This is a genomic window from Exiguobacterium sp. N5 (assembly GCF_025842465.1).
GTDB classification, from domain to species: Bacteria; Bacillota; Bacilli; order Exiguobacteriales; family Exiguobacteriaceae; genus Exiguobacterium; species Exiguobacterium profundum.
This window is the reverse complement of sequence record NZ_JAPAEP010000004.1, coordinates 17,730-29,889: the sequence shown is the minus strand read 5'-3', so window position 1 is coordinate 29,889 and position 12,160 is coordinate 17,730. Positions and strand designations below refer to the sequence as shown.

General features: G+C 48.5%; 10 protein-coding genes. 7 read left to right on the top strand and 3 right to left on the bottom strand.

The features are described 5' to 3' along the window. Positions 1-24 precede the first annotated feature (24 nt). The gene (locus OKS35_RS13675) at positions 25-738 is read left to right on the top strand and encodes an endonuclease/exonuclease/phosphatase family protein (RefSeq protein WP_264093255.1); all 714 of its coding nucleotides are present in this window, start codon (positions 25-27) and stop codon (positions 736-738) included. Positions 739-769: 31 nt separating this feature from the next. Here OKS35_RS13675 and OKS35_RS13670 read toward each other — a convergent pair whose 3' ends face one another. Beyond that, complete coding sequence (locus OKS35_RS13670; RefSeq protein WP_074034716.1) at positions 770-1,105, bottom strand: hypothetical protein; 336 nt, start codon at positions 1,103-1,105, stop codon at positions 770-772. 412 nt (positions 1,106-1,517) lie between these two features. Between OKS35_RS13670 and glmS the strand changes: the two genes are divergently transcribed. Then, complete coding sequence (gene glmS / locus OKS35_RS13665) at positions 1,518-3,314, top strand: glutamine--fructose-6-phosphate transaminase (isomerizing) (protein ID WP_264093252.1); 1,797 nt, start codon at positions 1,518-1,520, stop codon at positions 3,312-3,314. Between the two features lie 72 nt (positions 3,315-3,386). Here the strand turns inward: glmS and OKS35_RS13660 are convergent, their stop codons facing one another. Further along, positions 3,387-3,872, bottom strand: coding sequence for a DUF4365 domain-containing protein (locus tag OKS35_RS13660; protein WP_196431521.1), 486 nt, complete (start codon positions 3,870-3,872; stop codon positions 3,387-3,389). 285 nt (positions 3,873-4,157) lie between these two features. On the opposite strand from OKS35_RS13660, the gene OKS35_RS13655 reads away from it, so the two are divergent. The 5 genes from OKS35_RS13655 (at position 4,158) to OKS35_RS13635 (ending at position 9,664) form a co-directional block, all read left to right on the top strand. Continuing rightward, entirely contained in the window at positions 4,158-4,427 is a 270-nt protein-coding gene (locus tag OKS35_RS13655) for a hypothetical protein (protein ID WP_074034712.1), read from the top strand. Then, complete coding sequence (locus tag OKS35_RS13650) at positions 4,417-6,447, top strand: BglG family transcription antiterminator (RefSeq protein ID WP_214784862.1); 2,031 nt, start codon at positions 4,417-4,419, stop codon at positions 6,445-6,447. Before OKS35_RS13655 ends, OKS35_RS13650 begins: the two co-directional genes overlap by 11 nt. 167 nt (positions 6,448-6,614) lie before the next feature. After that, positions 6,615-8,036, top strand: coding sequence for a PTS mannitol transporter subunit IICB (locus tag OKS35_RS13645; protein WP_159563468.1), 1,422 nt, complete (start codon positions 6,615-6,617; stop codon positions 8,034-8,036). 47 nt (positions 8,037-8,083) lie between these two features. Further along, a complete protein-coding gene (locus tag OKS35_RS13640; RefSeq protein WP_026824364.1) occupies positions 8,084-8,515 on the top strand; it encodes a PTS sugar transporter subunit IIA in 432 nt (143 codons plus the stop codon). After that, complete coding sequence (locus OKS35_RS13635; RefSeq protein WP_264093249.1) at positions 8,516-9,664, top strand: mannitol-1-phosphate 5-dehydrogenase; 1,149 nt, start codon at positions 8,516-8,518, stop codon at positions 9,662-9,664. 37 nt (positions 9,665-9,701) lie between these two features. On the opposite strand, the gene OKS35_RS13630 is transcribed toward OKS35_RS13635, so the two are convergent. Further along, entirely contained in the window at positions 9,702-12,050 is a 2,349-nt protein-coding gene (locus tag OKS35_RS13630; protein WP_264093248.1) for an EAL domain-containing protein, read from the bottom strand. Positions 12,051-12,160 lie beyond the last annotated feature (110 nt).

Below are 12,160 nucleotides of genomic sequence, written 5' to 3'. Positions count from 1 at the left end.
CACTCTAGAAAGTAGGAATATGAAGTGAGGATTGCGACGTATAACATTTGGAACCATGACACGCTATGGCAAAAACGAATCGACGCGGACGTAATTGCACTTCAAGAAGTCCGTTCTTACGAAGAGGGTAGTGTGGCTCATGACATTGCGGAAGCGACGGGTTATCCGTACTGTGTCTTTCATGCTTACCCCGACTCACCGGACGAAGGACTCGCTTTTTTGAGTAAAATTCCCTTGTCTTCAGTTGAAGCGATTTGGGAAGAGGATGTGGAAGAGTCAAACTTTTGTGCGACCCGAGTGACGCTTATCTTCGGCGGTCAGGAATGGGGACTCACGAATGTGCATCTGAACTGGCGCTCTTCTTCGATTCGAGAATGCCAGATGGAAGTGGTACGAGACTGGTTAAGCAAGGGGCGCCAAAAGGCGATTGAGGTGTTGTATGGAGATTTCAATGATCATCCTCGATCGAATATCTATGATGATGTATCAGATGCAGGGTGGCTGGACGTGACGACGTTTGTTGCGGGAGAATCACAACCGACGTTAGACGTAAAGCACAATCCATACTTGCAATCTTCTCATCTCGAGCAGCCTGAACGATATGATTGGATTCTGTTTCGTTCGGAATGTAGTGAACTCGAGGTTCAGCATGTCGATGTATTTGGAGATGTGCGAACGAGTAAGAACGTTATACCGAGTGATCATTACGTTGTGATGGTTGACTTCACCGTAAATTAACAAGGAGGATGTGCGATTTCGCATCCTCCTTTTATTTGAATAATCGAGCGATGAACCCCACACATGCCGCAAAGGGAAGAAGGAGAAGAAGTCCGAGCCATTGATTGCGCCAAACGACAAACCAGAAAGCGGCTTGCAGACATAGGATACCGACTGCAGCAAAAATCACGAATAAGAATGCTTTCTTACGGGTGGAGCGGTCTTCCCACCATTCCTTGAAATAAGGGAAACTGCAGAGAAAAGCCATCGCCATGAAGAAAATCGCAGGAAACAACATGACATCCCCTAACGTGCTATTCCCTTCAAACTCGAGCCACCTGGATAAGACGGATAACAGAATGCCGATCAATAGGAAGATTCCACCCATGTGTTTCCCCTCGTTTCTTTACTCGTTACTTGTATCATGCCCGTTCTCTCCCTACTCGAAAACCTGATACATTGATGGCATTTTAGTGAAAGTGGTGACTTTTACATGAACGGTAAAAAAGTATTTAGCGACAATTTTTCAGATTGCTCTATCCAACACGGCTTGTACTCGATAGCATGAAAGCGTATCTGGAGAAACGGCTAGGTATGAGATAAAAGCGCCAGAACTCTACGGAGTTGACGAGGACGAAGGTGATCGAGATTTCGGCGGATGCCTTCCAGTCGCGTGTCACGACTGAGAGAGTCTTGATAAAACGTTCGGGTGACCGGGCGGACAAAACGAGACTTAATGACATCACTCAAAAAAGCCCGTTTCCTTTTTCGAGAAATCGAAGCAAAGAGGAGATTTGTTTATGTGTGGAATCGTAGGGATGATCGGACAAATTGGAACGAAAGAGATTTTATTGAAAGGGCTTGAAAAGCTCGAGTATCGTGGCTACGATTCAGCAGGAATTGCCTTAGTCGGTGAAAACGTTCGTACGTTTAAAGAAGTAGGACGGATTCAAGCACTCCGTGACATCGTACCGGCTGATGCTGAAGGGACGATCGGAATCGGTCATACGCGTTGGGCGACACATGGGGTACCGAGCGTACCGAACGCCCACCCGCATCAAAGTACAACTGGACGCTTCACGCTCGTGCATAACGGCGTAATCGAGAACGATGAACAATTGAAAGCCACGCTCGACGTCCCGTTCCTTTCAGAGACGGACACGGAAGTCATCGTCCAGCTCATGGAAAAACACTTCGTCGAACTCGGTGATGTCGAGGCGGCGTTCCGCAAGACGCTTTCGGACCTCCACGGTTCGTACGCGATCGCGATGATCGACTCAGAGGACAAAGAGCGCCTCTATATCGGGAAGAACAAGTCACCGCTCCTCGTCGGACTTGGTGACGGCACGTTCAACGTCGTCGCATCAGACGCGATGGCGATGCTCCAGGTGACAGACCAGTACCTCGAGCTTCACGACGGTGAGATCGTCATCCTCACACGTGAGTCGGCGACGATCAAGACGCTCGACGGCGACGTGCTCGAGCGTGCACCATACACGGCCGAGATTGATGCGTCAGACATCGAGAAGGGCACGTACGCGCACTACATGTTGAAAGAGATGGACGAGCAGCCGGCCGTCATCCGCAACATCATCCAGCACTACCAGAACGAGAACGGTGAGATCGAACTCACGGACGGCGTGCGCGAGCTCGTGTCGGAAGCGGACCGGATCTATATCGTCGCATGTGGGACGAGCTATAATGCGGGACTCGTCGGAAAAGATATTTTGGAGCGCATCGCCGGCATTCCAACAGAAGTGCACGTTTCTTCTGAATTCGGCTACAATATGCCCCTCTTAAGTGAACGTCCGTTATTCGTCTTCTTATCACAATCCGGTGAGACGGCGGACAGCCGTGCCGTCCTCGTCGAAGTGAAGAAACGCGGATACAAAGCGCTCACCATGACGAATGTACCGGGTTCAACGCTCTCACGCGAAGCGAACGAGACGATGCTTCTCCACGCCGGACCAGAGATCGCGGTCGCGTCGACGAAAGCGTACACGGCGCAAATCGCCGTCCTCGCGATTCTCGCGTACGACATCGCTCGTGCGACAGGGAAAGAATTGCCGTTTGATCTCATGCCGGAGCTTGCCCGAGTTGCGACCATCATGGACTCGATCATGGCGCAAAAAGAGTTGTTCGAAGACCTTGCGGAACGTTATTTGAAAACGACACCGAACACGTTCTTCATCGGTCGTGGGCTTGACGCTTCTGTCTGTCTCGAAGGAGCGCTCAAAGTAAAAGAGATTTCGTATATCCAAGCGGAAGGGTACCCAGGTGGGGAACTGAAGCACGGATCGATCGCCTTGATTGAAGACGGGACACCGGTCATCGCGCTCATCTCACAACCGAAGACGAACTTGAATATTCGTGGGAACGTCAAAGAAGTCGTCGCCCGTGGTGCGAACGCCTGTATCATTTCGATGCAAGGAGTCGAACATGAGAATGATGACTTCATCTTGCCGCACGTCGAGCCACTCTTGGCACCGCTCATCAACGTCTTACCGGTTCAGTTGATGGCATATTATGCGGCGCTCGCCCGTGGCTGTGACGTCGACAAGCCACGTAACTTGGCGAAATCGGTGACAGTGGAATAAATAATGAAGAGGCTGAGTTAATAAAAACTGCACTTTGTTTGTTGGATACTTTCAACATACAAAGTGCAGTTTTTAATTAGTTCCTTCGGATTGCCTTAGAATAAATGATTGAATCATTGTATCGAATCGATAGTGTTCAAGTAAGGATTTGTTCTTTCTTGAAATGTTTAATCCGTACTCAGGTTTACTCTTTTGTCCGGGTTTATCGTAATCTCGATCAACGAATAATTCATTTGGGGCTAACCAAGCGACGTTAGGGATTAGATAAAGTTCAGGGTGTGCGTCTTGGGTGAATAAAAGAAGTGTCAAATAAAGGTTTGGAGTCGTAAGGTCGAATTTACTTTTTTGCATAAAAACATATCCTGAATTACGAATTGCTTTTACTTGAATCTCACAAAAGCGGTTATTGGAATCTTTAATGACAAAATCGACTCCGTGATCATCTACTTCTGATGTATAGACGTCACATCCGTAGGACGCGAATTCCATTTTTGCATAGTACTCTGCATATCTTCCGAGCTGTAAGTGGTTTAAATGCTCCCAATTAAAGTTAGGCAATTCTGTCCATTCCTCTCTGTAAATACAAGATGTAATAAATTATAATACAATTCATTACAAGAATAGATATTTTAATCTAAAAGTATATCTTTAATGAACTGTCGATTAAACCGTAGATGAATACTTTCATGAAGACTTTAGCTCCTTATTAAGGAGTGAGTCTAGTGACGTAGACATAACCTTTTTACTCCTTGCCGATATCTTTGCCAACAAGCAAAATAGTAGGAGAAGTAAGCGGTTCCAACTTATGATTAGATAAAGATAAGCGATGAAAGAAGGGCTGACATGAACGTATACATTGCTTGTCATAGCGGGTTTGTGACAAGTGCGATGGCGGCGAAGTTGTTCGCACAGGCAAGCGAGGGGCGCTTGTCTTGTACGATTACGCACGGAACGATTCAAAACATCCCGAATGAGGTGGATTTGATTCTCTATCAGGAAGGGGCGACCCCGGTCACCCATCCGACCGCACGTGTCCGGTCAGTCCGACAACTCCTGTCGCTCGAGGAATACCGACTACTTGTCGAAGAATGGATGGATGAGCATGAGACATGAGTGGACCGCGCGAGAGCGGTCGATTTTACTACACTTATTGGCAACTGAGACATCGACACCGCTCGCCGAAATCGCGCAGGCGGTGAATTTGTCTGAGCGCACGATTCAACGAGAACGACAATTACTTGAAGGCATCTTAAAAGAGTTCGAACTTGAACTCGCTTGGCAACGCGGTCATGGACTGAGCCTGGTTGGCAAACCAGCTGCGAAACAACAGTTACGAGAAGATCTCATCTTATCTGCAGAAGCGATCCCCACGAGCGAGGACCGCTTATTTGAACTGGCGTGGCGTCTCTTGTTTGAGAACGATACACTCAAATTGCAGGCGGTCGCTAAACAGATGCACGTTTCGCCGAGCACGTTGACGCAAGACTTAGAGAAATTGGACAGATGGTTCGAAGAGTATCATTTAGAAGTTGAACGGAAAAAAGGTGTTGGGGCTAGAGTGCTCGGTTATGAGTCCGAGAAGCGTAAGCTACTCATCAACGCTCTGCTTGCCCATTGGGACACGCTCGCATTTTATCGCTTCGTCCGTGGAGAAGACGACTACATTCCTGCTTTTTTGAAGACGGTACCATGCGAGGAGATGCTTGAAGGTCTTCGAGACGGTTATGATTATTTGAAATCCCGTAGGTTTGAGCGGATGGACGACCGCACCATCATGCGAGTCACGTTCGCTTACGGCGTGCAACAAGAGCGGTTAGCGTCTGGATTCTTTTTAGAGATGTATACGAAAGGACGGTCCGAGGACTATCTGAAAGTTGCCACCGATATGGAAGCGGCTCTCGGTATCACTTACTCGATGGCGGAACGCGTCTGGTTCGCGGAAGAGGCGAATCGTCTGCGCTCAATTAAAGATCAAATGAAAGAAGACGAGGAAGAACGCTGGATCATGCAGATTCGGGTGCATAAACTGATTCATCACGTCTCGCTCATCTACGGGTTCACCTTTACGGATGACGCGGCTCTCGAACGAGGACTGCTTGCTCACATCCTCTCGAGTATGAATACGCAGGCGCTACCAGAGACGAGTACGGTCAAGCCCCACATCGACCGCGACTATCCGGGACTTCGTTCGGCGATTCAACAGGCCGCCGACATCGTCTTTGGGACGAATACGTTCTCCGAAGAAGAAACGGTTTTTTGGGCGATGCACTTTGCGGCAGCACTCGTCAAACCGGTGCGCCGCCGCGAATATCGGGCGCTCGTCATCTGTTCGGCCGGACTCGGTTCGTCGAAGATGCTCGTCAATCGGGTACGCCAAGAGTTCCCAGAGATGCAAGACGTCGTCAACTCATCACTTTTCGGACTCGAACAGCACCGATTGGAAGAATATGATGTCATCTTGTCGACGGTACCGTTACCACCGCTATCGGTACCAACGTTAATCGTCAACCCGCTTTTGACGAGTGAAGAAGTGCAACGCGTCCGCCATCTCTTACTGTCATTACCGCAATCCTTTCAGACACTCGCAACGAAGCCGCGGTCAACGATGCTTGATTTCGCAGAACTCGGGGAATTGGTCGAGACGTTCGAGCGGATGGATGACCAGTTCGATTTGGTCACGCTCAATAATACGGACCGTTTAGAAGATATCTTGCTTGATATCGGTACACATTTAGAAGAACGTGACCTCGTACAAAGCGGGATTCAGCTCTCTGCCCAACTGCTTCGTCGTCACGAGGTCGCGGGCCTTGGTGTGCCGGGTACGAAACTGGCGTTATTCCACGGACGACATGCCTCGATTGAGAAGGCGAGTGTGTTTGCGTTTGATTTAACGACATCGATCCCACTCCTCATGATGGATCAGTCGACCGAACCCGTGACACGTCTCCTTGTCTTGCTTGCACCGGAAGAAGCACGTGACGTCGAGCTTCAGTTCCTAAGTGCGATCAGCGGGTCGCTCATTGAGAGCGAGGAGCATATGCGTCTTTATAGCACGGGAACGAAAGAAGATCTTCGTTTACTCCTGCACGAATGCATGAAGAAAATGATTCATGAAACATTGTATGAAAAATGACCGAACCATGGTCATTTTTTTGTTTGGCACAAAATGTTGCCAAAGTGTGAACTGGATTGAATTGAGAAAGCGCTTACTCCAGGCATACAATACAGGTGTAGAGCACAAACCGGTTAGCTACACTACACATTCAACCTTTCACATTTAAACGACTGGAGGTTTTATACATGGCGAATACGCAAGCAAGCTCGGGCGGGGTCCGAGTCAAAGTACAACGGTTCGGTAGTTTCCTCAGTGGGATGGTCATGCCGAACATCGGCGCCTTCATTGCCTGGGGGATTATCACAGCACTCTTCATTCCAACAGGATGGTGGCCAAACGAAAAATTAGCAGAACTCGTTGGTCCAACCATCACGTATCTCTTACCATTACTCATCGGTTTCACTGGTGGTAAATTACTTCATGACGTACGAGGCGGTGTCGTCGGGGCACTCGCCACGATGGGGGTCATCGTCGGTACCGACATTCCGATGTTCCTCGGTGCGATGATCATGGGTCCACTCGGTGGTTATGTCATCCGCCAAGTCGACCGTGCCCTTGAAGGCAAAGTTAAAGCAGGATTTGAAATGCTCGTCAACAACTTCTCAGTTGGAATCATCGGTGGTCTTCTCATGCTTGGAGGATTTGAAATCTTCGGTCCGATCATGAGTGCCCTCGATAAAGTCATGGCGGCAGGTGTTGACTGGATCGTCGGCGCGAAATTGCTTCCGATTGCGAGTCTGTTCATCGAACCGGCAAAAGTTCTCTTCTTGAACAACGCCATCAACCACGGGATCTTGAGTCCGCTTGGTGTCGATCAAGTCGCCGACGCTGGAAAATCAGTTCTCTTCTTACTTGAAGCAAACCCAGGACCAGGTCTTGGATTACTTCTCGCCTATATGTTCTTCGCCAAAGGTGCAGCGAAACGTACGGCACCGGGTGCAGCCATCATTCACTTCCTTGGTGGGATTCACGAGATTTACTTCCCATACGTGTTGATGAAGCCGGTCTTGATCCTTGCGATGATCGCAGGGGGCGCAACAGGGATCTTCACGTTCGTACTCTTTGATGTCGGTCTCGTCGCACCTGCTTCACCAGGTAGTATCTTTGCCATTCTTGCGATGGCGTCACGCGGTTCATATCTCGGACTCGTGGCAGGGATTCTCTTGTCAGCAGCGGTCACGTTCGCTGTGGCGAGTGTCATCTTGAAATCGAGCGCAGCAGAGGAAGTATCACTCGAAGAAGCGACACAAAACGTGAGTGCGATGAAAGGCAAACAGTCTTACGCATCGGCTCTCGTGACAGATCGTCTTGATAAAGTCGACCACATCATCTTCGCTTGTGACGCTGGAATGGGATCGAGTGCCATGGGAGCATCGGTTCTCCGGAACAAGGTCAACAAAGCGAACTTGCCAATCAAAGTGACGAACACGTCCATCAGCAACTTGCCGAAAGACGCCCAGTTCGTCATCACACACGAAGATTTGACGGAGCGTGCGGAAGCGCAAGCACCGGATGCGATTCATCGTTCGGTCACGAACTTCTTGAACGCCGATTACTACGACCAATTGGTAGAAGAAATTAAAGCGGAACGCAGCAAAATTTCTTGAACTCAGAACAGATAGAGATACGGTTTAGCCATTAGGAGGAAATCAAAATGCCATTCATTCAAACAGAGATGATTCGACTTAACCAAACATTCGCAACGACAGAGGAAGCGATCACAGCAGCCGGAGCCGTCCTACAAGACGCCGGCTGTGTGACGCCGGAGTATGTAGAAGCGATGCATGAACGTCAAGCGATCGCCAACGTCTATATCGGAAATCACGTCGCCATTCCACACGGTACAGAAGCAGCGAAATCAGCGGTTCAGAAGACGGGGATCTCGTTCCTGCAAGTACCAGACGGTGTCGACTTTGGAGGTCAAACGGCCAAACTCGTCATCGGAATTGCAGGCGTGAATGATGAACATTTAGAGCTGCTTTCGCAAATCGCGATTCTCTGCTCGGACGAAAGCAATGTGGAGCGTCTTGTTCAGGCGAAAACGAAAGAAGAAATCTTGGCGCTCTTTATGGAAGAGGTGGCGTAAATGAAAGCTGTTCATTTTGGTGCAGGGAACATTGGACGAGGATTTATCGGATTATTGCTCAATCAAAGCGGTTACGAGGTGACGTTTGTCGACATCAATGACACTGTCATCGAAGCGCTTGAGGTAAAACGTCATTATGAGGTCGGATTCGCAGAAGACGGCGTCGATCGTATCATTGTCGACCGTGTTCGCGGTGTCAACAGTTTAAAAGAACCGGCTCGTGTCGTGGAATTGATTGCAGAAGCAGATCTCGTGACGACGGCTGTCGGACCGTCACTCCTCTCAAAAGTGGCACCGTTGATTAGCGAAGGACTTCGTGCTCGTGAAGTCGAAGACGCCCCGGTTTATGTCATTGCATGTGAGAACATGATTGGTGGGAGTGCGATTCTTCGTCAAGAAGTAGAGGCGTGTGGCGGTGTCGGGGAGGCGAATGTCTTCTTCCCGAACGCGGCTGTCGACCGCATCGTCCCACTACAACAACATGAGGATCCACTTTACGTGGAAGTCGAGACGTTCCATGAATGGGTCATCGAGACACAAGGGCTCAACGAACAACCACCGATTCAAGGTGTGACATGGGTTGAAGAAATCGGACCGTATATCGAACGGAAATTATTCACGGTCAATACGGGACATGCCATCGCCTCTTATATTGGCTCGTTGTTCGGGAAGGCGACGATTGACGAGGCATTGAAGGATCGCCGTGTGCGTCAAGTCGTCCAAGGCGCTTTATATGAAACAGGTTGGTTATTGCTTGAGAAATATGGATTCGAGGCGAAAGAGCATAGCCAATACATTCAAAAAATCATCAAGCGCTTTGAAAACCCGAAATTGAAGGACGAAGTGTCGCGCGTGGCGCGTTCGCCGATTCGTAAACTTGGACCGAGCGACCGTCTCGTCAAGCCGGCACGCGAATTGATGGATAACGGCATCGAGCCAAACGAACTCGCTTACGGGATTGCAGCAGCCCTTCATTACTACAACCCGGAGGACTCGGAATCGTCGGAGCTGAACTTGTCGATCGAAGAACACGGCATCTCGTCAACGATTGAAAAATACCTTCATCTTCATGAAGGGGACACGTTGACCCAGTTGATTCTCGATCAATATCATTTGATTCGGGAAGAAGAAAAAGAACGCGTGTCGTAACTAAAAATCGCTCCTGTCTATTTGACAGGAGCGATTTTTAGTGTTTCCCGAACTCGAGATAGGTGGTCGTCTCTTTGACATGAAACGGAACGTCTGTCTCAGACAACGGAAGACTGAAGTAGTAGCCCTGTACGTAGTCACACGATTCCTTGAGTAGCCATTCGAGTTGAGCGGATGTTTCCACACCCTCCATGAGAACTTTCATACCCAGGTTGTGACCGAGTTGAATCATCGAGCGGACGATGGCCTCTTGATTGCGGTCGGTGAACAGGTTTTCGATAAACGTTCGATCGATTTTCAGCACTTGCACAGGAAGTTCCCGAAGTTGGCTGAAAGAAGAATAGCCGGTCCCAAAATCATCGAGAGAAATGAGGATCCCGAGCTGATGCAACTGCGTCAGTTTTTCACGAGTCGAGGCCTCATATGAAAGCATCGAGGACTCGGTCACTTCCAATTCGAGATACATCGGGTCCATCCCCGTCTCCAAAAGAATGGATTGTAGCGTATCAACAAAGTCTTCGCGCGCAAATTGGAGCGGGGAGACGTTAAGAGATAATGTAAAGGGACGTATCCCAGTTCGTTGCCAACGTACCCAAGTGCGACAGCCTTCCCGAATGACCCAATGACCAATCGAATGAATTAACCCCGTGTTTTCTGCAATCGGGATGAAGTCAGATGGCGCAACCTTTCCGATTTGTGGATGTTGCCAGCGAAGTAACGCTTCCACGCCTTCTAATCGATTCCGCTTCAAATCGATTTTCGGTTGATAGACAAGTGTCAGTTCGTTTTTACTTAGTGCGGTGACGAGTGCTTTTTCTATCTCGATATTGCGTAAGAGTTGAGGTCGTGATGATTCTTCGAATAATTTGATATTATTCTCTCCATCTTGTCTGGATTCATCAGCTGCAAGACGAGAAAACTGAATAAGTTCTTCGGAAGAAGCACTATCCTTAGGAAAATGACTGATTCCCGCACTCATCGTCAATTCAAGAGTCGTGCCATCCACATCGAAGCTGGATGAAAGCGCCTTAATACATTTTTCAGCCTTTTGATGAGCGAGCGAACTTCGTTGCGCAAATAGTAAGATGACAAACTCGGATGGTCCGATTCGTGTCAACACATCGTCTGGGTGAATCGTATGTTTGAGGCGGTCAGCGACTTGAATGATCAACTCGTCTGCTCCGTGATGCCCGAGAATGTCACTTAGGAAGCGCCAGCGGTTTACGTCGATATATAAACAGGCGACCGAACGTTCTTGTGAGATACATTCCTTCAAGAGGGCATCCAGTTTATGCCGATTTGGTAAATCCGTCAATGCATCGTGAAAAGCCATATGTTCAATCAGACGCTGAGAGGCGACTGCTTCGGTCACATCTCGGATAAACCAGAGTACTTGATTGTTCGAACCATCTTGAAGTGGGTAAGACGTCACTTCTAACGTACGATGATTCGTGTCAATTTGTACCGGCTGATAGAACGGCTGTTGAGCCGACAGCAAAGGATGATAATCCTGAAAAAAAGGTTCTGTCGCACATCCCTCGAATAAGTGAGCGAACGCTTGATTTTGATATTGGATTTCACCATCGCTTGTCGTCGTCACTACAGCATCCGTTGTCGATTCTAAAATCGTCGTTTGGAAGAGGTCACGTTTTTGGATTTGTCGTTCTAACGTATACGCAATAAAGTACATCCCGAATAAGAGAAATACGATGCTTGTGACTAACCATGCGAGTAGGGTCGGATCAATCGGAACCTGCCTGACGGGTGAAGCATCGGGGATAATGGTCGTTGCCCGCATTCCAGCAAGGTGCATACTGAAAATAGCTGTCCCCATCAGAAGGGAGAACATCAGTTTCACGGAAAAAGCGGAATGCTGCATAGAGTAGGATGAAAAGAAACCTACCCATAAGGCGAGAAAGGAAGCGCCCCAAGCGATACCAATCGAAATCAATACCCATAAGGGATCAAAGTCCAATTGAACACTTTGTATAGCGGTCATCCCGATATAATGCATGCTGACGATTCCAAATCCCATCAAACCGGAAGATTGCAGTAAGGTCATCCATGTCGTCTTTCGGGAAATCAAACCGAACGACAGGATGCACCCGGCAATCGAAGGAATCATCGATCCGATAATGAGCCAGATGGAGTACGTGCTTTCGTGTAAAGAAGAATGACCGAGCATGGCCACAAAATGCATGGACCAGATGCCAAGACCTAGCGTGGTACCACCAAATAAAATCCAAGTACGATGAGACGTTGTCACACCTCCTGTGACCCGCTTCGCTAATTCGAGTGCCATCAAGGCAGAAACGCTGGCAATGAGGAAAGCGAGTATCATCAAAAATCCATTGTGACTCGTTGTATGCGTGCTAATCTGTTCCATAGTGTCGATACCTCATAGGGTTATTTAATCCATTCATCACTTCATTATATGCCGAACAATTATAATTACATACAAAAAGATTCAAATGCTATTCTTCCAATCAAATAACG